Origin of the sequence: Martinezella hainanensis, from assembly GCF_900094555.1 — a bacterium.
Classification (GTDB): Bacteria; Pseudomonadota; Alphaproteobacteria; order Rhizobiales; family Rhizobiaceae; genus Rhizobium; species Rhizobium hainanense.
Genome location: NZ_FMAC01000010.1, coordinates 23,496 through 44,315 on the forward strand (window position 1 = coordinate 23,496; position 20,820 = coordinate 44,315).

17 protein-coding genes are annotated in these 20,820 nt (G+C 60.1%); 10 read left to right on the forward strand and 7 right to left on the reverse strand.

Annotation, left to right across the window (positions count from 1 at the left end; genetic code table 11):
• Positions 1 to 136 precede the first annotated feature (136 nt).
• From GA0061100_RS26265 to GA0061100_RS26310, 10 genes are all read left to right on the forward strand, one after another.
• The gene (locus GA0061100_RS26265) at positions 137 to 922 is read left to right on the forward strand and encodes a GntR family transcriptional regulator (RefSeq protein WP_075855777.1); all 786 of its coding nucleotides are present in this window, start codon (positions 137 to 139) and stop codon (positions 920 to 922) included.
• Entirely contained in the window at positions 923 to 2,422 is a 1,500-nt protein-coding gene (locus GA0061100_RS26270; protein ID WP_075855778.1) for an ABC transporter substrate-binding protein, read from the forward strand.
• 77 nt (positions 2,423 to 2,499) lie between these two features.
• Positions 2,500 to 3,429: an ABC transporter permease gene (locus tag GA0061100_RS26275; protein ID WP_075855779.1), complete on the forward strand. Its 930-nt coding sequence runs from the start codon at positions 2,500 to 2,502 to the stop codon at positions 3,427 to 3,429.
• The gene (locus GA0061100_RS26280) at positions 3,426 to 4,283 is read left to right on the forward strand and encodes an ABC transporter permease (RefSeq protein ID WP_075855780.1); all 858 of its coding nucleotides are present in this window, start codon (positions 3,426 to 3,428) and stop codon (positions 4,281 to 4,283) included. Before GA0061100_RS26275 ends, GA0061100_RS26280 begins: the two co-directional genes overlap by 4 nt.
• A 2-nt stretch (positions 4,284 to 4,285) precedes the next feature.
• On the forward strand, positions 4,286 to 5,074 hold the full coding sequence (locus tag GA0061100_RS26285; RefSeq protein ID WP_075855781.1) for an SDR family NAD(P)-dependent oxidoreductase: 789 nt from the start codon (positions 4,286 to 4,288) through the stop codon (positions 5,072 to 5,074).
• A 22-nt stretch (positions 5,075 to 5,096) separates the two neighbouring features.
• The gene (locus GA0061100_RS26290) at positions 5,097 to 6,017 is read left to right on the forward strand and encodes a polysaccharide deacetylase family protein (protein ID WP_075855782.1); all 921 of its coding nucleotides are present in this window, start codon (positions 5,097 to 5,099) and stop codon (positions 6,015 to 6,017) included.
• On the forward strand, positions 6,014 to 7,555 hold the full coding sequence (locus GA0061100_RS26295) for a gamma-glutamyltransferase family protein (RefSeq protein ID WP_075855783.1): 1,542 nt from the start codon (positions 6,014 to 6,016) through the stop codon (positions 7,553 to 7,555). Before GA0061100_RS26290 ends, GA0061100_RS26295 begins: the two co-directional genes overlap by 4 nt.
• Positions 7,555 to 8,529 carry an ABC transporter ATP-binding protein gene (locus GA0061100_RS26300; protein WP_075855784.1) on the forward strand — a complete coding sequence of 325 codons (975 nt, stop codon included), beginning with the start codon at positions 7,555 to 7,557 and terminating at the stop codon, positions 8,527 to 8,529. The genes GA0061100_RS26295 and GA0061100_RS26300 overlap by 1 nt, the downstream gene beginning before the upstream one ends.
• Entirely contained in the window at positions 8,526 to 9,527 is a 1,002-nt protein-coding gene (locus GA0061100_RS26305; RefSeq protein WP_075855785.1) for an ABC transporter ATP-binding protein, read from the forward strand. The genes GA0061100_RS26300 and GA0061100_RS26305 overlap by 4 nt, the downstream gene beginning before the upstream one ends.
• A gap of 75 nt (positions 9,528 to 9,602) precedes the next feature.
• The gene (locus GA0061100_RS26310) at positions 9,603 to 11,105 is read left to right on the forward strand and encodes an ABC transporter substrate-binding protein (protein ID WP_075855786.1); all 1,503 of its coding nucleotides are present in this window, start codon (positions 9,603 to 9,605) and stop codon (positions 11,103 to 11,105) included.
• 312 nt (positions 11,106 to 11,417) lie between these two features.
• Here the strand turns inward: GA0061100_RS26310 and GA0061100_RS26315 are convergent, their stop codons facing one another.
• From GA0061100_RS26315 to GA0061100_RS26345, 7 genes are all read right to left on the reverse strand, one after another.
• Positions 11,418 to 12,743 (reverse strand): NtaA/DmoA family FMN-dependent monooxygenase, encoded by a 1,326-nt coding sequence (locus GA0061100_RS26315; protein WP_075855787.1) that lies wholly within the window; start codon positions 12,741 to 12,743, stop codon positions 11,418 to 11,420.
• Positions 12,744 to 12,804: 61 nt separating this feature from the next.
• Positions 12,805 to 14,469, reverse strand: coding sequence for a dipeptide ABC transporter ATP-binding protein (locus GA0061100_RS26320; RefSeq protein ID WP_208621584.1), 1,665 nt, complete (start codon positions 14,467 to 14,469; stop codon positions 12,805 to 12,807).
• Complete coding sequence (locus GA0061100_RS26325) at positions 14,466 to 15,284, reverse strand: ABC transporter permease (RefSeq protein WP_425298716.1); 819 nt, start codon at positions 15,282 to 15,284, stop codon at positions 14,466 to 14,468. Before GA0061100_RS26325 ends, GA0061100_RS26320 begins: the two co-directional genes overlap by 4 nt.
• 44 nt (positions 15,285 to 15,328) lie before the next feature.
• On the reverse strand, positions 15,329 to 16,345 hold the full coding sequence (locus GA0061100_RS26330; RefSeq protein WP_075855790.1) for an ABC transporter permease: 1,017 nt from the start codon (positions 16,343 to 16,345) through the stop codon (positions 15,329 to 15,331).
• A gap of 63 nt (positions 16,346 to 16,408) precedes the next feature.
• On the reverse strand, positions 16,409 to 18,031 hold the full coding sequence (locus tag GA0061100_RS26335; RefSeq protein WP_075855791.1) for an ABC transporter substrate-binding protein: 1,623 nt from the start codon (positions 18,029 to 18,031) through the stop codon (positions 16,409 to 16,411).
• Positions 18,032 to 18,077: 46 nt separating this feature from the next.
• Positions 18,078 to 19,679, reverse strand: a complete 1,602-nt coding sequence (locus GA0061100_RS26340; protein WP_425298717.1) for an ABC transporter substrate-binding protein — start codon at positions 19,677 to 19,679, stop codon at positions 18,078 to 18,080.
• 73 nt (positions 19,680 to 19,752) lie between these two features.
• A complete protein-coding gene (locus tag GA0061100_RS26345; protein WP_075855792.1) occupies positions 19,753 to 20,754 on the reverse strand; it encodes an MsnO8 family LLM class oxidoreductase in 1,002 nt (333 codons plus the stop codon).
• Between the last annotated feature and the right edge of the window lie 66 nt (positions 20,755 to 20,820).

Sequence of the window (20,820 nt, forward strand, 5' to 3'; positions counted from 1 at the left end):
GCGCTCATCCCCTCGACCGTCGCTTGCAATTTCGAACCCGACAAGCGGCTGGGCGTGCAAAAATTCTCTACAAAAAAGATGAAGAATAGGATATTTGAGACTTCAGTTTTAGAAACTGAGATGTTAGTTTCATAATATGCTTGACCACCAAAGTCCTTTTCTTACCCAAGGTCCCAGTGATCTCGTTGCGATTGCTGAAGACAGGATTCGCAATGCGATCAAGCTCGGCGAGTTTTCTCCGGGCGAGCGGCTCTCCGAACAGGTTCTTTGCGATACCTATCGGTTCGGGCGTGGGGTCGTTCGATCCGCACTCAGCCGCCTGGCGCACAAGGGTTTCGTTTCAGCTCAGCCAAGAAGCGGATGGCGGGTTTGCTCCATCACGGCGTTGGGTCTGCGAGAAATTACGCTTGGCCGAGCCCAGTTGGAGCCGCTTCTCGCGGATGTCGATCTGTCCGGTGACGATATCGCCCGGCTGGAAACCCTGTGTGACATGCAGGCGGCCTTGCGATTGGGAGGTTCAGCTCATGGATCGCAGCTTTCTCTCATTCGGGAATACGAGCTGCAGATCAGGAATCTGCTCGCGGCACGTCTCAAGGCGCCGCTGATTGCCGATTGGCTGGATATCCTGTGGCACAGGGCCGACTATTACCTCAATTTCTTCGAGGCATCGTCCGTCCAGCGTCTCGAGGCGGTCGACTGGACCGATTTCGTTGCGGCCAAGAAGACGCAGCGCAACGGCGACGCGGCAAAGCTGCTCAAGCGTGCCTGTGATGCCTTTGCCGAATTTACCCAGGCAAGTCTGTTGAAGTCGGAGCTTGTTGCGCCCACGGCGCGCAAAGCCAAGCGTGCTTCGGCATCAAGTGATGAGGCCCGTATTTCTCGTCCCGTCCGGGAGCGATCGTTTTTGAAAAAGGATTTTTAGATGCGAGCGATAAGAACCCTAATGATTGCCGTTTCGGTTGCGGCGACGATGTCTGTTGCGGGTCACGCCGTGGCAAAGGACAAGGTCGTGATCGACCTTGTGAGCGAGCCGTCGTCGCTCGACCCGCAGAAGCAATGGAATCCGGACAGCTATTTCGTCTATCGCAATATCTTCGACCAGCTGGTGACGCGCGACGACAATGGCAAGATCGCACCTGCGATCGCTACGGCCTGGACCTATAAGTCGGACACTGAAGTTGCCTTCACATTGCGCGATGACGCAGTCTTTCATGATGGCCAAAAACTGACGCCGGACGATGTGGCCTTCAGCGTCAATCGCATCATCGACAAGAAGTTTGCAAGCCCGCAGCTTAGCCAGTTCAACAAGATCCTATCGGCGGCGGTCACTGGCCCGCATGAGGTGACCATTCGCACCAACGGACCCTATCCGGTGCTCTTGGCGCAGCTCGTCAAGCTTTCCATCGTACCGAAGCATGTTGTCGAGGCCATAGGCGACGATGCCTTCAACCTTTCGCCTGTCGGTTCCGGTCCGTACAAGTTCGAAAGGTGGCAGCGCGGCGTTGCCGTTTCCCTGGTGCGCAATGATGGCTACTGGGGCAGCAAGGGCTATTTTCAAAGTGCCGAATTTCGTGCCGTGCCGGACGCCGCTACCCGCATCGCCGATCTAAAGGCCGGAAGTGCGGATCTCGCCGTGACGCTCGATCCGGATCTCGCTGCCCAGCTTCAGGGGGCAGGCGGCATCAAGGTGCTGACGGCGGTGACGGAACGCATCGCCTATCTGAAGCTCAATCCATCCATCCCCCCGTTCAACGATGTCAACTTGCGGCGTGCCGTAGCCTATGCCATCGACAAGCAGTCGATCGTTGACGGTCTGCTCGGCGGCTATGACAAACCCGTCCCGCAACTGGCCTCGCCTGACTATACGGGATATGTTCCGGGTATCGAGGGCCTTCCCTTCGATCCAAAACAGGCACATGAGCTCGTGGAAAAGGCCGGCAGCGGCGCGACACAGCCGATTGCCTTTCTGACCTCGCCGACCTTCGATCAACGGATCGTCCAGGCAATCGTGCAGCAGCTCAATGACGTCGGCTTCAAGGTGAATGTCGAGACGGTGGACTTCGCTACCTATCTGCAGCGGGTCCAGAGCGAGAAAATCAAGCAGCCGGCCATCTCCTTCGGCAGGTGGTCCTGTGCCTGCCAGGATGCGGATGGCATATCCTTCCCGCTTCTGCATAGCAGCAGTTCATTTTCCGCAGTGTCGGACCCGAGCATCGACGCGCTCCTCAACAGCGCCCGCAATACGCTCGACGAGAAGAAGCGGCTTGAGGCCTACAAGGATGTCGCCACGGTCGTTGCAAAGGATGTTCCGATCCTGCCGCTGTATCAGGCCGCCGTTATCTACGGTGCGTCCGATAAGCTTGAATGGAAGCCGACGGCCAATGAGAGCTTCTTCCTCAACAGGGTAAGCTGGCGCGATTAGAGCCTGCATGGCGAAGTTCGAACTGCGTTTAGCCTAGCATTTGTCGAGGCCCGGATCGTCGGGGAAAGGAAAAGGGGATGGCTGCCTTTATCGCCAGACGCTTGATCCAGGCCTTCATCGCCTTGTTCGGTGTCATAACGCTGGTCTTCTTTCTGCAGCGCCTGACCGGCGATCCTGTGCTGTTGCTGGTGCCGCAAGGTGCCACTCAGGCCGATATCGATGTCATGCGGACCGCTCTTGGCTTCGACAGACCGCTCTACATCCAGTATTTCCATTTCCTCTCCAGTCTGGCGCAATTCGACCTCGGGCGCTCCTATGTGCAGAACCTGCCGGTGGTCGAGATCATCGCCAGCCGCATTCCCTACACGTTGCAGCTTGCGGCTGGCGCCTTGTTGGTCGCCATCGGGTTTGGCGTGCCGATCGGCGTCGTGCTGGCCGTCCGGCGCAAGCGCTGGGAAGCCCGCTGGCTGATAGGTCTGGTGCTGGTCGGGCAATCCATGCCGACATTCTGGACCTCGGTCCTGCTCATCATGTTCTTCGGGGTCTTTCTGCGCTGGCTGCCGCCGTCCGGGGCCAACGGGCTCGAAAGCCTGCTGATGCCGTCCTTCGCTCTCGGTCTTCTGTCGATGGCGACCTTTGCCCGTGTGACGCGCACCTCCGTTCTCGATGAGCTGAGCAAGGATTATGTTCGCACGGCCCATGCCAAGGGGCTGTCGACTTATCGTCTGGTCTTCCACCATCTCATGCGCAATGCCGCGGTCCCGATCGTGACGATCTCGGCGCTTGAAATCGCCAATCTGTTGACCGGCGCTATCATCATCGAAACAGTCTTTGCGTGGCCGGGCCTCGGCCAGTTGACCATGCAAGCCATCAGCGCGCGCGACTTCGCGGTGGTCCAGGGCATCGTGCTGATCGGCGCGGCGGTGGCGATCCTGCTCAATCTTGCCGCTGACCTGCTCTACAGCCTCATCGATCCACGCATTCGTCTTGGCGGGAGACCGGCATGATTGCGGCTCTCGCCAAAGCAAACAGGTTGGCCGGAAAGCCGCCGCTGACAGTCGTGCTCTCGGTCATGATCCTGATGGTCATTGTCCTTGCGGCCATATTCGCTCCTCTGATCGCGCCTTACGACCCGAATGCACAGAACCTTCTTGGACGCCTGAAGCCGCCAGGCACCGTTATCCGCGCGACGCATTTCCTGTTCGGCTCCGACGAGCTGGGACGCGATACGCTAAGCCGTCTGATATACGGAGCGCGCGTTTCGCTGCTCGTCGCATTCGCGTCGGTACTGCTGTCTGGCATTGCCGGCTGCATTTTCGGAATGCTTGCCGCCTTTTATCGCGGTTGGGTCGAAATCGTGATCATGCGCCTCGTCGACATCGTGCTTTCGGTGCCTGCTATTCTGCTTGCCATCATCACCGTGGCAACGCTCGGTCCGGGCCTGCAGAATGTCATCCTTGTTCTGGCGCTTACACGGTGGCCGCGTTACGCGCGTGTCGCCTTTGCCCAGACCCTTGTTATCACCAATATGTCCTATCTCCGGCTTTCGCGTGCGATGGGCGCCGGATGGCTGAGGGTGCTGCGCTACCATGTCCTGCCGAACATCGCGGGTGCGCTCGTCGTCGTCGCCACCCTCGAATTCGGTCTGATGGTGCTGTTCGAAGCAGGATTGTCCTTCCTCGGCCTCGGCGTGCAGCCGCCGACCGCAAGCTGGGGGGCGATGCTTTCGGTTGGCCGCAACTATGTTGCCAATGCCTGGTGGCTCTCCGTCATGCCCGGACTGGCGCTTTTTCTTCTTGTTTTGTCTGTCAACGTTCTGGGCGATTTCCTGAGGGATCGCCTCGACCCAAGGAGTGCTTAAGAATGGTCGATTTCTCGCAGGATTTCAAAGGCAAGCGTGTGGTCGTCACAGGGGCTGCCGGCATTTTCGGCGGCTGGATCGCCAAAGCCTTCGCCAATGCCGGAGCAGAGCTTCTCCTGACGGACGCCGATGGTTCCCGCCTTGCCTCGGCAGCGCAGGAGATCGGCAAGGGCCATCTACAGCACGTGGCGGATCTGACCTCCGATGCCGATATCAAGTCGCTCCTTTCCGCCATCGCCGAGCACTGGGGCTCAGCCGACGTCCTCGTCAACAATGCCGGCATTTATCCGTCCGGCTTCCTGCTCGACCTGACCGCCGAGGACTGGGACCGGATCTTCGACATCAATCTTCGCGCGCCGTTCTTATTGTCCCAGGGTGTTGCCCTTCAGATGATCGGCAAGGGCGTGAAGGGCTCGATCGTCAATATTTCTTCCGGCGCCTCGCGCAAGATGCGCAGCACGGTCGTTCCCTATTGCACCTCGAAGACCGCCCTCGACCGTCTGAACAAGGGGTTGGCGCTCGAGCTTGCCGAATTCGGCATCCGGGTCAATATCGTGGAGCCCGGCTTTGCACCGGGCAGCGACGTCAGCCACCTCACGCAGGAACATATCGACACCGTCGTCGGCAACATTCCGCTCGGCCGGATTTCGTCACCGGAGGATGCCGCGACCGCCGTCCTCTATCTGGCATCGGATGCAGCCGCCTATGTCACGGGCGCGACGCTGACCGTCGATGGCGGCAATTCGATCGGCTCGCTTGCCGTCTTCCAGGCGAAGAAGAAGGCGCTCTGAGGCAAGGCAGGAGGATAGGAACATGGTCGAGGATCGAGCCCGGTCGACAAAGGGCTTTTCTTCTTTTCCGGCCTACGAATGGCCGGAGGGAAAGCAGAGCGCCGTCCTTTTGAGCGTCGATGTCGATGCGATCGCTCCTTATCTGTGGGAGCATCGGGACGGTGTTCCGGATCGTCTCGCGCGGCTTGAGATCCGCCGCTTCGGGTTGCGTTCGGGGCTCGGTCGTCTTCTCGACCTCTTCGACCGCTATCGCGTGAAGGCAAGTTTCTATGTGCCGGCTGTGGTGGCGGAATTCGATCCCGATCTGCTTCCGGCCCTTCTCGCTGCCGGTCACGAGATAGGATTGCACGGCTATTTCCACGAACTGGTTCGCGACATCCGTGAGGATGAGTTCCGCGCGGCTCTCGACAGCAGCCTCGAACTGTTTGAACGACAGACAGGAAGGCTGCCGGTAGGCTTTCGCTCGCCCGCCTGGGAGATGACCCCGCAAATGCTGGCTGAGATCAAGGCGCGCGGGCTTGCCTATGACTCCTCGCTGATGGGCTTCGATCATCCCTACGATATCGATGGCGTTGTCGAGATTCCCGTCCAGTGGGCCTTGGACGACGCGATCTTTTACAAGTTCGAGGGTAGCGGCAACGAACGATGGGCACCCGTCTCCGGTAGTGCCGTGCTGGAAGACTGGCTTGCCGAATGGCGGGCGTTGCACCGCTTCGGGGGACTCTTCACCCTGACGGTTCATGACTGGATTTCCGGCAGGGCACAGCGCATCGCCAAGCTCGAAAAGCTGCTGGAAGCCATGACAGCTGAAACCGGCACCTGGATTGCGACTGGCGCCGAAATTGCAAGGCATCACGCTTCCTCCGTAAATTCCGGTCGGTTTTCCGTTGCCTCGGCCATTCCTGCCGCCATAGGCGCGCGGCGTTTCGGGGCAAGGCCATGAACGAGACCTGGTCGATCGGCAAACAGGAGACACGCAGCAAACACGGCCTGGTCGCCTGCCAGAATTGGCTGGCGGCCGAGGCCGGGGCTCGCGTCCTTTCGGCAGGCGGCAATGCCGTCGATGCGGCCATCGTCACCGCTCTTGTTCTCAGCGTCGTGGAACCATGGCTTTCCGGCATTGGCGGGGGCGGCTTCATGCTGCGGGCCGACGGCGGTTCCGGGGCGGTCGACGTGCTCGATTTCAATGTCATTTCGCCGGCCGCCCTTCGGCCTGATGATTACCCCCTGGTTGCTGGCTGGGATGGTGACTGGTTCGAATGGCCCTCTGTCCAAGGCGATCGCAATCTGCTCGGTTACGGGTCGATTTGCGTTCCCGGAGCCGTTGCCGGCTTTGCCGAGGCGCTCGATCGCTTCGGTACCATTTCCTGGGCCGATGCCCTGGCCCCGGCGATCGAACACGCCCATCGTGGTTTGCAGGTCGATTGGTATGCAGCCCTTGCGCTCGCCATCGACGGCCACAATCTCGCGCAATTCAAGGGTGCCGCCGATCTCTTCCTTTGCGATGGCCGCGCGCCGCGCGTACCGGAAGGCGGCCGATCGCTGTTCCTGCCGATGAAGGCCAAGGCCACATCGCTGGAAAGGCTGGCGCATGAGGGAGCGCGCGATTTCTACGAGGGCCAGATTGCGGAGCTGCTGGTCGCGGATCTTTCGAAGGGCGGCTCCGTTCTTTCGAAAGCGGATCTGCGTACCTATGCGCCGAAGTGGCTCCAGCCCGCCATCGGCTCTTACATGGGGCGGCGCGTCCATGCGGTGCCGGGCCTTTCCGGCGGCCCAACCTTGCTTGCGGCGCTCAATGAGCTTGAAGGCCTTCCGCGCAATGCCGATCCGCATTCGGGAGCGGCGGCTCTTGCCTTTGCGCGGGCGTTACGTCGCGCCAGCGAATATCGTCTCAAGCATATGGGGCATGCCGCTGGCGAGAGCTGTACCAGCCATATCAGCGTGGTCGATGCACAAGGGACCATGGTTTCCCTCACCAATACGCTTCTATCCCGTTTCGGCTCCAAGGTCGTGGTGCCTGAATTGGGATTTGCTCTCAACAATGGCTTGATGTGGTTCGATCCAAGGCCGGGGCATCCGAATTCGATTGCTCCGGCCAAGCAGCCGCTTGCCAATATGTGCCCGATCATTGCGACGTACGATGGTCTGCCGGAGCTGGCTCTTGGCGCAGCAGGGGGAAGGCAGATCGTACCGGCTGTCGCGCAAATCCTGTCCTACGTCCTGGCTTTCGGCATGTCGTTGGAGAATGCGCTCTTCAGTCCGCGCATCGATGCCAGCGGTACGACGATCAGAGTGAGCCGAACGGCCGGGGCCGAGGTGGCCGCGTCCGTTGCCGCCGACTTCGACGTTCAGGTGATCGATGACACGCTTTATCCGGTCAATTTTGCTGTGCCGTCGGTCGTGATGCGACGCGATGGCGTGAATACCGGCATGGTTCATCCGCGCAATCCGTGGGCGGCCGTCCGCGAGGCGATTATCTGATGACGGCACCAGTCTTGAGCGTAGACATGCTGCAGGTCTCCATCGGCGACAAGGCCGTGGTCGATGGTGTCAGCCTGTCGGTCAATGCCGGCGAGATCGTAAGTATCGTCGGCGAGTCGGGATGCGGCAAATCGATGACGGCTTTCGCCGTGATGGGGCTTCTTCCGGCTGCAGCAGCCATGGTCGGCGGCTCGGTGCAGCTGAATGGGCGCAATCTTTCCCGCCTCGATAGGAAGGATTTGATGCGGCTGCGCGGCAGCGAGCTCGCAATGATATTTCAAGAGCCCGTCGCCTCGCTCAACCCGCTGATGCCGGTCGGCCGTCAGATTGCAGAGAGTCTCATCATTCATCGCGGGCTCGGTCGCCGGCAGGCATGGCATCAGGCGATCGATATGCTTGCAGATGTCGGCATCCCCGAGGCGGCAATGCGCGCACGGCAATATCCGTTCGAGCTGTCGGGGGGCATGTGCCAGCGCGTCATGATTGCCATGGCCTTGATCACACGGCCGCGCCTGTTGATTGCCGACGAGCCGACGACGGCACTCGATGTCACCATTCAGGCGCAGATCCTCGATTTGATGAAACGACTGCGCGATGAAACCGGAACCGCAATACTGATGATTACTCATGACATGGGTGTGGTCGCGGATATCGCCGACCAGGTCGCCGTGATGTATGGCGGCCGGATTGTCGAAGTTGGCGACGTCGGTGCGATCTTCAGGCAACAGAGGCATCCCTATACGAGATTGCTGCTGTCAACTATTCCGCGCTTGGATGGCAGCGACGCCGGGCAGTTTTTACCGACGATCAAGGGAATGGTGCCCGATGCAGGCGCATGGCCGGCCGGATGCCGGTTCTCGACGCGTTGCCCGCTTGCGGATGAAGACTGTCGCGAAGTGCCGCTGCTCGAGCCGATGGCGGCGAGCCATAGTGCTGCTTGCTGGCACCAGGATCGTATCGGGAGCCTGGTATGACCGTGCCACTGCTTTCAATTCGCCATCTGCATGTGCATTTCCCTATCCGTCGCGGCTTTTTCGGGCATTCGGCAGGATTGCTGAGAGCTGTCGATGGAGTCGATCTGGATATCGAAGCAGGACGGAGTCTTGCGCTTGTCGGTGAATCCGGGTCTGGCAAGTCGACGCTCGGCGCGGCCGTCGTCGGAATGCAAAAGCCGAGCTCGGGGCAAATTTTCTTCGAGGGCAGCGATCTTGCGTCCACAGGTGCAGATCGTTCCGCGGCGCGGCTGCGGGATATTCAGATCGTGTTTCAGGACCCCGTCTCCGCGCTTAATCCCAGAATGGATATTGGTGACAGCATTGCCGAGCCGCTTGCCATTCATGGCGTCGGGACTGGGCAGGAGCGGCGTCGACGGGTCGCGGAGCTTCTGGAGCTGGTCGGGCTCAATCCGGCACATGCCAATCGCAAGCCGAACGCATTTTCAGGCGGCCAGCGCCAGCGCATCGTCATCGCAAGGGCGATCGCGCTTCAGCCGAAACTGCTGATCCTGGATGAGCCGGTCTCCGCGCTTGACGTGTCGATCCGCTCGCAAATCCTCAATCTGCTCTTCGAGCTGCAGCGTCAGTTTGGTCTTTCCTATCTGTTCATCTCTCACGACCTGTCGGTCGTTCGCCATTTCGCCGACCGTATAGCAGTCATGTATCTCGGCCGTATTGCCGAGGTCGGGGCGACGACCGATGTCTTTGCTCGCCCGACGCATCCCTATACCGAGGCTTTGCTTAGTGCGGTGCCGTTGCCCGATCCTGTCGCCCAGCGTCAACGGCAGCGCATCCTTCTTGAAGGCGACTTGCCGAGCCCGGCCAACCCGCCCGCCGGTTGTCGCTTTTCGACGCGATGTCCGATTGCTGCAGCCATTTGCCAGGAGCTGTCACCGGAGCTGAACCTCTTGGGACGGAACCATCAAGCCGCCTGTCACCTGCGGGCTCCCCCGGTTGGGATCAAGGGCGCGACATGATCGCCGCCGATCTCGCCGAGGATGGCAGGGTCTGACCACCGTCATCAATGATCGATCATGTGAGGAATTGGAAAAATGAAGTGGCATAAGCTTCTTGTGTTGGGTGCGGGCATCGGCTTCTCGATGCTGCCCTTCGTGACTGCGGCCCAGGCGGCCGAAAAGCAGCAGATCGTGGTGGACCTCGTCAATGAGCCGTCGACGCTCGATCCGCAACTGCAGTGGAATCCCGATAGCTACTTCGTCTATCGCAACATTTTCGACAACCTTGTCACCCGTGACAATGCGGGCAAGATCGTTCCGCAGATCGCTACTGCGTGGAAAAACATCTCGGATACCGAGATCTCGTTTACGCTTCGTGACGACGTTCACTTCCACGACGGAAGCGTTCTGACAGCCGGCGACGTAGCGTTCAGTATCAACCGCATCATCGACCCCAAATTTGCAAGTCCGCAGCGCGCGCAATTTGGCAAGATCCTCAAGGCTGCCGTGACCGGTGATCACCAGGTGACGTTAACCTTGAAGACAAGCTCTCCCGCTCTCCTTGCCGCCTTGACGAACCTATCCATCGTTCCTCAACACGTCGTCGAGAAGGTCGGGAATGCAGCCTTCAACCTTCAGCCGGTCGGGAGCGGCCCATATAGTTTCGTAAAATGGGACAAGGGCGTTTCGGTAACGCTTGCGCGCAATGACAGCTACTGGGGAGCGAAGGGGCCGTTTGCAACGGCCGTCTTCCGTGCCGTGCCCGATGCATCAACGCGGCTGGCCGACATTCAGTCCGGCACGGTGGATCTGGCAAGGGCGATGACCTCGGACCAGGCGGCGCAATTGCAGGTGTCGCCGAATGCCAAGGCACTGCCTGTTCTCACGGAGCGGCTCGCCTATATCCGCATCAATCCGAACAAGCCGCCATTCGACAAGCTTGAGCTTCGCCAGGCGCTGGCCTATGCGATCGACAAGGAAGGCATTACGCAGGGTATTCTCGGCGGACTGGACAAGCCGATCGCCGAGATGGTGACGCCGGCACATTTCGGTTGGAGCGATACGATCAAGGGGCTGCCTTTTGATCCGGAAAAGGCAAAATCACTGATCGCCACCGCCGCCAAACCGGCCAAATTTCAGCTGACGATCGGCGCCTTTTTTGACCAGAGGGTTGCGCAAGCCATTCAGCAGGAGCTGCAGGATGTCGGGTTCGACGTCGAGATCGCCAATGTGGATACGCCAACCTTCCTGCAATTGATACAAAAGGGACCGGCGGATGGTCCCACACTTGCCATCAGTACCTCTTCCTGTGCCTGCCAGGATGCAGACGGGGCACTCTATTCACTCTTTCATTCCGGCAGTAGCTGGACCATCACTGCCAAGCCCGAGATCGATGCCCTGCTGGATGAAGCAGCCTCATCGCTGGATGAGAAGAAGCGTCTTGCCGACTACGAAAAGGTCGGCAGCTTCATTGCAAGCGAAATACCGACCGTGCCGCTTTACCAGATGGTGTCAATTTACGGAGCAGCCAAGAATCTCGATTTCCAGCCAACGCCGAATGAGAGCTTCTTCCTCAATCGTTTGCGATGGCAGGACTAGCTTGATAGCTCTAGCACTCCAATCGGCCGCAAAAGGTCGAGGGAGTTATTGTTGCACTGGTGGAGGGGATACGCCGAGCTCGCCTCATCATCCATCAATAGTCTCGCCGCAGCCAAGAGATCGCTGTCCCGCGGAGATCGCGGGACAGTGCCTGGCAGACGTTCGGAGGGGCCACCATGATACCCCTCCTGGCGTATCACGCGGCCACCTTGCCGATTTGTTCGAGCGCTGCTTTGGAGACCGCGGTGGGTCGTCCTGCATTATTCTCGTCGGGCGGCGCGGATGACGTACAGGCTGAGATCCGGCCGGGAATCAGGCGCGCTTTGCCGAATTCAACGCGCCGTCTGCCGCTACATAGGGCGGCAGCTCCAGATTCGAGCGGAAATCGTCCCCGACATAATCGGTGTCGATGATCGACCGCCGCCGCAATTCCGGCAGGAGCCCGTTCACCAGCCGATCCTCCTGGTCCGGATTGCCGAAGCCGTGCAGGGAGAGAACATCAAGAATACCGGCTCGAAAGCGCTCCTCGATGGCATCAGCGAGTTGCTCGGGCGTGCCGGCCACCGACCAGTGGCCGGTTTCCTGGGCCTGAATGATGAGCTGCCGCAAGGTCAGCCCTTCGCGCGCATAGCGGCGGAAAATTTCCACGCGCCCACGCCGCCGGTTTATGCTGGTGACCTCAGGCAGCAGCGTTTCCGGTAAGGGCTTGTCCAGTGGCAGGTCGGAAAGATCGAGATCGCCGCCCAGCATATCGGCCAATTTGAGACGTCCCTGCTCATAGTCGATCCGCTCGTGCTTTTCCTTCAGGCGCCTGGCGACATCTGCATCGGAATCGCCGATCACCGAATGGAAGGAGTTCATGATGAAGGGCAGGCCGGCCGTACGCCCGAAACTTGTCGCGCGACGCCGCAGTTCCGCGGCAAAGACGATGGCATCCTCGAGCTTGGGCTGGGAGGTATAGACCACCTCGGCATATCGAGCGCCGACGGTGACACCCGCTTCCGACTGCCCCGCCTGAAACTGGACGGGGCGACCCTGTGGCAAAGGCGGCACGTTTAGGGGACCGTCGACCTTGAAATGCTTGCCGCGATAGTTGATCGGATGGAATTTCGCCGGATCAATGCCAATTGCCCCGGACGCCTTGCGCTCGGCGGCATTGCGTTCATTGGCATCATAGAGCGCATTGACGATTTCGATGAATTCGGCGGCCCGCTCGTAGCGGTCCTCCGGACTTGGTAGCGTCTCGCCGAAATTCTCTTCTCCGACCGAGGAGGTCACGGCATTCCAGCCGGCGCGTCCGCCACTTGCATGGTCCAGCGTGCCGATCTGGCGGGCCAGATTGTAAGGATAATGAAAGGTCGTGGAGACCGTGGCGATCAGGCCGATTTGGGAGGTCACCTGGCTCAAGGCGGCAAGTGCGATGATTGGCTCCTGGACGCCGGCGGTTCCGGCAAGTCCCGCCGGGTCGATGTGGAGCAGGTCGGCCGTGAACAGCCCGGTGATCTTTTCTGCTTCCGCCTTGCGGGCGAGTTCGACGGCACGCTTGATGCCGGTGAGGGGGCTTGCGTCGTTTCCGGCGGAAATGACGCTTCCTGCTCCGGTCAATGTCTTCAGGCGTCGGGGACGATTGTGCGTCATGGCGAATTTCCTTGGTCGGTCAAAATATGCCGGGCTGCGCCGACGGCGTGAGTTGTGCATTTCAGGGCAGGGCCGGAACCGCTTCGAGGAGTGCGCGCGTGTAGCTGTGATGTGGCCTGGTGAACACTTCTTCGACCGCGCCCGCTTCGACGATCCGTCCCTCCTTCATCACGAGAACACGGTCCGTCAGGTGATGGACGACGCCGAGATCGTGAGAGATGAAGAGGAGCGACGTCCCGGATGCGGCCTGAAGTTCGGCCAGGAGATCCAGCACCTGCGCCTGTACCGATACGTCGAGCGCGCTAACCGGCTCGTCGGCCACGAGAAGCCGAGGGCGGGGCGCAAAGGCGCGCGCGATCGCCACACGTTGACGCTGGCCGCCGGAAAGCTCTCGCGGATAGCGCTTCAGGAATGTCTCGCCGAGACGGACCGCGTCCAAGACCTCAAGCACACGCTCGCGGCGCGCTGTGCCGAAGATGCCGGCGCTATCGAGGCTTTCGCCGATAATCTTCTCGACGGTGTAGCGGGGGTCGAAAGAACTGAGTGCGTCCTGCGCGATAAGCTGCATGCTGGCGCGCCTGGCGCGACGTGCATGCTCGGGGATATTGCTCCAGCCGCCGCCGTCAAGACGGACCGAACCGTCATCCGGTTCGACCAGGCCGAGAACGATTTTCGCAACCGTCGTCTTGCCGGAACCGGATTCGCCGACGATGCCGAGAGCTTCACCGGCCGCAAGATCGAAGGATACGTCGTTGACGGCAAAGATGCCGCCCGATCCACCATAGCGCTTTACGAGATTGCGGGCCGATAGAATATGGTTGTGCCGATCGATCGTCTTTGCAGGCAGAGGCACGCGTTGCCACGCATTCGGCCTGGGAACGGCATGCATCGGCTCGCCCTCTGCCTTCGGGACGGATGCGGGCGACAGCCGAAATCCTTTGGAAGCGGCAGAAGGCACGGCATCCAGCAATTGCTGCGTATAGGGATGACGGGGCTTTCTCAGTATCTGTTCGGTCGAACCTTCCTCGACAATCCGCCCGTTGTTCATGACGAGCACACGATCGGCAAGATGGGAGACGACGGCCAGATTATGGCTGATCAGGAGAAGCGTATGGCCGGCCTTGCGCCGTTCGAGAAGCAGGTCAAGGATCTGTTTTTGAACGGTAGCATCGAGCGCCGTCGTCGGCTCGTCGGCGATCAACAGCGATGGGTGCCGGGCTATCGCCGTGGCGATGAGGGTGCGCTGGCGCAAACCGCCGGAAAGCTGATGCGGATATTGCGGCAGCCGTCGCTCCGGATCGGGAATGCCGACCGATTGCAGCAGGACGTGACTGTCTTCGTGCCGACTGGCCCGGCGAAAGAGACTACGCCCGCCGAAGGCATCAGACAGTTGCTGCGAGATCCGTCTGAGAGGATCGAGGGAGACGAGCGCATCCTGAAGAACGAAGCCGATCTTTTCACCGCGAAGGCGCTGCCATTGCCTTTCATTAAAGTCGCGAACATCGGTTCCATCGATGTCGAAACGGTCAGTGTCGACAACCGCAGACGGGCCAGCCAAGCCGATGATCGAGCGGGCCGTCACCGATTTGCCCGAGCCGGATTCTCCGACGAGGGCGACTGCCTCACCTCTGTCGATCGTCAGATCGATGCCGTGGACAACCCTGTTGTCGCCACCATCGCGAGGAAAGCCGATAGTCAAATTACGAATGTCAAGCACTGGGGTCACGATTGCCTCCTGCCTTCAAACGCAAGTTGCCAGCGTCTTCCAAGCACGCTTATGGAGATGACCGTCAGCGTGATGGCGAGACCTGGCCAGACGCCAATCCACCAGGCAACGCGAAGATAATTGCGCGCCTCCGCCAGCATCGCTCCCCATTCCGGGGCCGGCGGCTGTGGACCCATGCCGAGGAAACTCAGACCCGCAGCCTGTATGATCGTTGTTCCCAGGCCGATCGTCGCGAGGATGGGCACCTGGGCCAGCGCATGCGGCAGGATATGGCGAGCCACCAGCACGCTGCGTCTCAGTCCGAATGTCCTGGCCTGTTCCACATAGCCGCTTTTGGCGATCACGAAGGTCTGCGCGCGTACGACCCTTGCAAAGCGCGGCACGGAGGCGACGCCCAGCGCGAAGATGAGGTTGACCGTGCCGGGTCCGGTAAAGGAGATCAGCACCAGGGCCAGAAGCAGATCCGGGAATGACGAGATCACATCCAGAAAGCGCGAGATGGCCTCATCGACGAGACCACGGGTAAGACCGGACAGAAGTCCGAGAAAGGCCCCCGCGATCGCAGCGATCGCAACGGCGCTGACGCCGATGAGGATGGAGTAGCGCGCGCCATAGACAACCCGCGAGAAGACATCCCTTCCGAGATGATCCGTACCGAACCAATGTTCCGTCGATGGCGGCAGCTGCGCCTGCAGGGGATCTGCAGCAATCGGATTGGCAGCGGTGAGAACTTGCGGCCAGATGGTTGCGATCGCTACCAGCAGCAGGAAAATCGCCGAAAGGATAAGCCCTGGATTTGCGAGCCGGGCGTGCAGCCGTAGCTGACGCTGATCCGTTTCCTGCTGGGAGGAGGAGACGCTCAATGGCCTGCCTCCAGGTTTTGATTGCGCAGGCGAGGGTCGAGCAACAAATAAAGCACGTCGACCAATGTGCTGAGGACGACGTAGATGAAGGCTGACAGGATGGCGACGGCAAGCACCACGGGCAGGTCGTGCGCCAGCACGGCGTCGACCGTAATCCGCCCCAGCCCGGGTCTGCCAAACACTGCTTCTGTGATGACAGCGCCGGACAACAGATTGCCGACGAGCCAACCGGCAAGCGTCACGGCGGGAAGCGCTGCGTGCCGCAGGCCGTGGCGCAGCCGCAGGACGAAGTCATTCGCGCCCCAGCTCTTTACCGTCAGCATGAAGGGTTCTTCCAAGGCCCGTTCGAGCCCTTCGCGCAGCACCTGTCCGATGACGGCGCCGAGCGATAGCCCAAGCGACAAGGCCGGCAGAACCAGCGCTGAAAACGTCCGATCGCCGGCAACCGGAAAGAGCTTCAAGGTGAAGGAGAATATGAACAGGAGCACGATGCCGAGCCAGAAGGACGGCGTCGAGATGAGGATAAGCTCGAGGCTGCCCGCGATGCTGCGGGGCAGGCGCCTGCCGGCCGTCAGCAGGGCGCTCGTGACGGCAAAGACCACAGCAACGACAAGGGCAGCTGCGGTAAGCTTCAATGTCGGCAGCATCTGCGACAAGACGAGGCTCGAAACATCCGTTTGCAGGATATAGGACCGTCCGAAATCGCCATGCAGGATCCGCAGGAGATAGGTCAGATATTGCGTCAGCAACGGCTTGTCCAACCCCCATTCCAGGCGGATGGCTGCCTCCACCTCCGGCGTGCGCAATTGCTCGCCAATTAGTAGGCTGACGATATCGCCCGGCGCGAGATGAATGCTGATGAAGCTCAGCGTAACCGCCGCCCATAGAACCGCGATGGCAGAGCCAATCCGCACCAGGATCTGTGATGCCAAGCTGTTGCGCTTCAGCCGGTGCCTGCGCGAAAGCCAGGCCGAAGGGGTCTGGTCGAAGGCCGTCGTATTGTCAGCAGTCATGATCAATCGCTCCTGCACTGTCCCCGATCGCTTGCGCTGTCGGGGACGTGTTGACGGTACGGTTTATTCGCTGCGCCAGATGTCGTAGGCGCTCTCCGGCAATTGCTTGAAGGGCCGGAAGCTGATGCCTTTCACATAGCTTGCAGCCGCCACCTGATCCTCTGGCTCGTAGAGCGGAAGGGCATAGGCCTGGTCGAGAATGGCGAAGCGCTGCAGTTTCGAATAGAGATCGAAGCGCTTCTTCTGGTCCAGCGTCGAGGCGGCTTCATTCAGCCACTGCGCCAGCTCGGGCGCGAAGGCACGGCTGTAGTTGATGCTGCCGCCCTTATCGAGGGGCAGGTAGTGATACTCGATGTCGATCGCGTCCGTCGGCGTATTGGAATTGGCGATCGAGCCGAACTGGCCGGTCTTGCGTCGATCGGTATAGGTGCCGGCATCCACGAAGACGATCTTGAGATCAATGCCGGCATTCTGCCGTGCTTGCGCCTGCAGGGCCTGCAGGAGCACATCACGCTGATCGCGCACCGTCGCCTGCGCCTGGATGACCTCGATGGTCAGCCGCTTGCCGTCCTTTGTCCTGAAGCCGTCGGCATCTCGCGCGGTCCAACCCGCCTCGTCAAGAAGCGCATTTGCGGCCTTGGGGTCTGCCTTATATGCCGCCTCGATGCTCTTGTCGTAGAATTGCGGATCGATCGGCGATGTGATGCCCCATGCGCGCGTGCGTTCCCCGCGATAGACGGCTTTCAGCACCGCATCGACGTCGATCGCGGTAATCAAGGCCTTGCGCACCTTGAGGTCCTGGGTTGGCCCCCAGGTGACATTGAGAAACAATGAATAGGGCGTACCGGTGTTGAGAGCCGTCCGGTAGCTGAAGTCCGCATTGTCCTTGAAGAGGCTGGCGTCGTTGCCGGCGATCCCTTCGATCACGTCGACCTGGCCGGAGGTGAGCGCTCCAGTCCTGACCGAGGATTCAGACAGGAAGCGATAGGTGACCTCATCGAGATAGGCCGGTCCCTGATGAGCTGATGTTTTGGGTGCCCAGTTATAGGCCGGATTTTTGACGAACTGGATGTCCTGCCCCTTGGCATAGCGCTTCAGGATGAAGGGGCCGGTTCCCGCAATCTCCGGTCCGCCGGATTTCAGCTGCGCAGAATTGAAGGCTGCGGGCGAAAGGATCTCCAAGCTGGTGGCATAGTCGAGGAAGGGCGCATAGATTTGGTTCAATGTGAAGGAGACGGTGTGGTCGTCCAGCGCCTTCGCTTCGACAATGCGCGAGACCGGGCCAGCGCTCACGCTGCCGCTATAGGTCGCGTCTTTGAGCTTGGTGAAATTGGTGATGACGGCCTGCGCATCGAGCTTCTGGCCATCGGTGAAGCTGACATCGTCACGAAGCTTGAAGGTGTAGGTCTTGCCATCGTCGGAGATCTTGTACTCGGTCGCCAACCAGGGAAGGTAGCCGCCATCTGCGCTGCGCGCCAGCAGCGACTCGTAGGCGTTGCGCAGCAGCAGCTTGGTTTTATCCTGCCCGTTGAGTTGTGGATTGAGCGTGGCCGGTTCGGTCTCAACGCCCCATGCCAGCTTGCCGCCGCTGACCGGTGTGCCATCACCAGCAACGCTCAGACCCGGCAGCGCGCTCGCTACAAGCATGGCTGCCGTCAGGCTGAGAAAATATCTGCGCATAAGCATTCCGAGTATCTCCTTGAAATAATCTCTTGAGAGGAATAGGCGCGGCTCAGGCTTGTTGCTGAAGCCAGATGTCATAGGCATTTTCGGGAAGGCGCTTGAAGGGGCGGAAGCCCGCTCCCTGGACCGCAACCGTCGCTGCAATCTGATCGTCGGGAACGTAGAGCGGCAGGCCTAGTGCCTGATCCAGCAAGGCAAAGTGCTGCAGCTTGGAATAGATCTCGAAGCGTCTTTTGGCATCGAGGGTCGAGGCGGCTTCGGCAAGCCATGCCGATATGTCCGCTGCTTCGGTCCGGCTGTAGTTGATCGATCCGCCCTTGGCTCGCGGCAGGTAATGGAAATAGAGGGTAAGGCCGTTTTCCTGGGTCGTGGTCGAGTTCGGAATGATGCCGTATTGGCCGTCGCTCTGCCTGTTGGAATAGGTTCCCGCATCGACATAGCGCAGGACGATATCGATGCCGGCGTTCTGGCGTGCCTGCGCCTGGACGGCTTCGAGAAGAACATCGCGTTGGTCACGCAACGTCGCTTGCGACTGCACGATCTCGATCGTCAGTCGCTTGCCGTCCTTGGTACGGAAGCCATCGCCGTCTCTGCTCGTCCAGCCGGCCTCGTCGAGCAATCGGTTGGCAAGATCGATGTCGAAGCCGTAGCGGCCCTCGATGCTTTTGTCGTAGAAATCGGTGTCGGCCGGCGTCAGAACACCCCAAGCGCGTTTGCGCTCACCGCGGTAAACCGACTGAATGATCCGTTCGACATCGATCGCAGCGAGGAACGCCTTGCGTATCTTGGCGTCGCTCGTCGGCGCATTGGTGACATTCAGGTAGAGGGTATAGGGCGTGCCGGTATTCAGTGCGCTTTGATAGGTGAAATCCGGATTGTCCCTGAAAAGTGCAGCGTCATTGCCCGAAATGCCTTCGATGACATGAACCTGGCCCGAGCTCAGGGCGCCGGTGCGGACCGCGGATTCAGGCAGGAAGCGATAGATGACCTCATCGAGATAGGCCGGCCCTTGGTGACCGGCATTGGCCGGAGCCCACTGATAGGCGGCGTTTCTGACGAAACGTGCCTCTTGACCCTTGATATAGCGATCCAGGATGAAAGGGCCGGTGCCTGCGATTTCAGGCCCACCCGCCTTCAACTGCGGCGATGAGAACGATTTCGGCGAGATGATCTCGATGCTGGTCGCGCCATCAAGGAAAGGTGCATAGACGTCCTTGAGCGTCAGCACGACCGTATGGGCATCGCGTGCGACCGCCTCGGAAATGTGGGAGACGTGACCGGCGCTGATGCTGCCGGAATAGATCGGCTCCTTCAATTTCAGGAAGTTCGTTACGACGGCTGCCGCGTCGAATTTCTCCCCATCGCTGAAGCTTACGTCGTCGCGAAGGTTGAAGGTGTAGGTCCTGCCATCCTCGGATACCGCATAGTCTTTGGCCAGCCACGGCACATAACCACCATCCGGGGAGCGGGCAAGAAGGCATTCGTAAGCATTGCGCAGAACCAGTTTTGCCTTGGCCTGGCCGTTCAGATGTGGATTGAGCGTGGTCGGCTCCGTCTCGACGCCCCAGATCAAGGATCCGCCGCGGGCAGGCGTGTCAGCCGCCAGCGTTTCGGTCGGTCGTAGTCCGGTGGACAGAGACAGAGCAACAATCCCTGAACTCTTCAGAAAATCTCTTCTGGTTACCACGGTGTTCTTTCCCATGTCATTTTGGACTGATTTCCAATCAGGCTGCAGCGGCGTTGCGTGCCCCGGCCAGCAGTTCGATGGTGCCAAGCCGATGCGCACCTTCGGAGACCGGGCAGTCGATCACAAATTCGTCGATGCCGAATCCCTTGTGCAGGCGCTGCAGTTCCAGATGAACGTCGGCCGGCGTTCCTCGAATGACGCGCGGGCTTCGCTCTTCGATCCGATAATCGGTCGCGCCTGACTGGCGAACATATTCGAGCGCCTGTTCGTGGCTGCCGACATTGACGCTTTGTCCGCCCTTGATTTGCAGGTGGAACCGGCGCGTCTCGCCCAGGAGACTGTCGGCAAGGGCGGCTGTTTGCGCCGTGACGACGCTGACAGCGAGCAGCGCGGCCTTGCCGCCCGCTTGCCGATAGGCCGACAACGATTGCGAGATTGCTTCGTCATCACCATGGATATGACCAGCATAGACGAAGCCCCAGCCGAGACGGGCTGCCAATCTCGCGCTGTCCGAGCTTGCGCCGAGCAGGAAGCGGACAGGCGGCTCGTCGGGAGCCGGAAAGGCTGCAAGGTCCGCAGTTCTGCCGTCTGCGCCATGGTCATGCCGCAAGAAGCTATCCAGTTCGCTCAACAGCGCTTCGAACGATGGTTTGCGCGAGGGATCATATGCCTTCTGGAGAGCGCCGGTCGAAAGCGGAAGCCCGCCTGGCGCCTTGCCGACCCCAAGATCGACGCGCCCCGGCGCCAGCGCCGCCAGCAGATTGAAGTTCTCGGCAACCTTGTAGGCGCTGTAATGCTGCAGCATCACGCCGCCGGAACCTATGCGGATGCGCCTGGTGTGCGCCAGCAGGTGGCTGATCAATATTTCAGGTGAGGAGCTTGCGAGCTTCGGGGAATTATGGTGCTCAGCGACCCAGAACCGCCGATAGCCCAATTCTTCGGCTCGTCTGGCAAGCGCCAAGCTCCGCTGTAACGCTTGCGATGCACGCTCGGCGCCATCAATCGGGCTCTTGTCGAGAAAACTCAGTGCGTAAGACATCTGTCCTCATAGGCGGTCGGCAATATCAATTGTTATAATCTATATTTTTAATGGATTATTAGATCG

Coding starts and splice junctions, on each gene's coding strand:
- GA0061100_RS26335 (WP_075855791.1), bottom strand. CDS start 18,031: ATGCTTATGCGCAGATATTTTCTCAGCCTGACGGCAGCCATGCTTGTA.
- GA0061100_RS26265 (WP_075855777.1), top strand. CDS start 137: ATGCTTGACCACCAAAGTCCTTTTCTTACCCAAGGTCCCAGTGATCTC.
- GA0061100_RS26310 (WP_075855786.1), top strand. CDS start 9,603: ATGAAGTGGCATAAGCTTCTTGTGTTGGGTGCGGGCATCGGCTTCTCG.
- GA0061100_RS26290 (WP_075855782.1), top strand. CDS start 5,097: ATGGTCGAGGATCGAGCCCGGTCGACAAAGGGCTTTTCTTCTTTTCCG.
- GA0061100_RS26280 (WP_075855780.1), top strand. CDS start 3,426: ATGATTGCGGCTCTCGCCAAAGCAAACAGGTTGGCCGGAAAGCCGCCG.
- GA0061100_RS26315 (WP_075855787.1), bottom strand. CDS start 12,743: ATGACGCACAATCGTCCCCGACGCCTGAAGACATTGACCGGAGCAGGA.
- GA0061100_RS26270 (WP_075855778.1), top strand. CDS start 923: ATGCGAGCGATAAGAACCCTAATGATTGCCGTTTCGGTTGCGGCGACG.
- GA0061100_RS26285 (WP_075855781.1), top strand. CDS start 4,286: ATGGTCGATTTCTCGCAGGATTTCAAAGGCAAGCGTGTGGTCGTCACA.
- GA0061100_RS26330 (WP_075855790.1), bottom strand. CDS start 16,345: ATGACTGCTGACAATACGACGGCCTTCGACCAGACCCCTTCGGCCTGG.
- GA0061100_RS26295 (WP_075855783.1), top strand. CDS start 6,014: ATGAACGAGACCTGGTCGATCGGCAAACAGGAGACACGCAGCAAACAC.
- GA0061100_RS26305 (WP_075855785.1), top strand. CDS start 8,526: ATGACCGTGCCACTGCTTTCAATTCGCCATCTGCATGTGCATTTCCCT.
- GA0061100_RS26275 (WP_075855779.1), top strand. CDS start 2,500: ATGGCTGCCTTTATCGCCAGACGCTTGATCCAGGCCTTCATCGCCTTG.
- GA0061100_RS26345 (WP_075855792.1), bottom strand. CDS start 20,754: ATGTCTTACGCACTGAGTTTTCTCGACAAGAGCCCGATTGATGGCGCC.
- GA0061100_RS26300 (WP_075855784.1), top strand. CDS start 7,555: ATGACGGCACCAGTCTTGAGCGTAGACATGCTGCAGGTCTCCATCGGC.